Source organism: Exiguobacterium sp. SH1S21 (assembly GCF_004337175.1).
In the GTDB taxonomy this organism is placed as follows: domain Bacteria; phylum Bacillota; class Bacilli; order Exiguobacteriales; family Exiguobacteriaceae; genus Exiguobacterium; species Exiguobacterium aurantiacum_A.
This window is the reverse complement of record NZ_SJUY01000031.1, coordinates 1-439: the sequence shown is the minus strand read 5'-3', so window position 1 is coordinate 439 and position 439 is coordinate 1. Positions and strand designations below refer to the sequence as shown.

Genomic DNA, 439 nt, shown 5'->3' with positions numbered 1-439 from the left:
AACTGGCGCAGCGCTACGCCCTGCGGGGAAAATTCCGCGTTTATAATCGGGTCAAATAAATGCAGCGAACCATAAATGAACTCGCTAGCGTTCATCGACAGTTTGCCTTCTTGTGTCTGCCAGTCATCTTTACTGAAGGTCATGTTGCGCAAGCTGAGATCGAGGTCGGTCACCGCCCAGTCCGGACCTTGCAAACGAGCATCGATCACTTCCAGGCGACCAATCTGCAACGACGGGACAGAGCGTAATGGCGCAAAGAAGTCGGTTAGCGATTTTTCGCTTTGTAGACGGATATCCGCCATGCGCAGATTTTCCACTTGCCAGCTGCCGTCGGCGTTACGCTGCGCGTTTCCGGTTAATGTCCCGCGGGCGATGTCGGCACCCAGGTTAGTCAGCGTAACGCGATCGTTATCAATACTGCCTTCAATCAGTACATTGG

At 53.3% G+C, this 439-nt stretch carries 1 protein-coding gene; it reads right to left on the bottom strand.

Features of this window, described 5'->3' with window-relative positions; translation table 11 throughout:
• A partial coding sequence (locus EVJ24_RS15195) for a hypothetical protein (RefSeq protein ID WP_201740384.1) occupies positions 1 to 439 on the bottom strand: 439 nt, incomplete at both ends.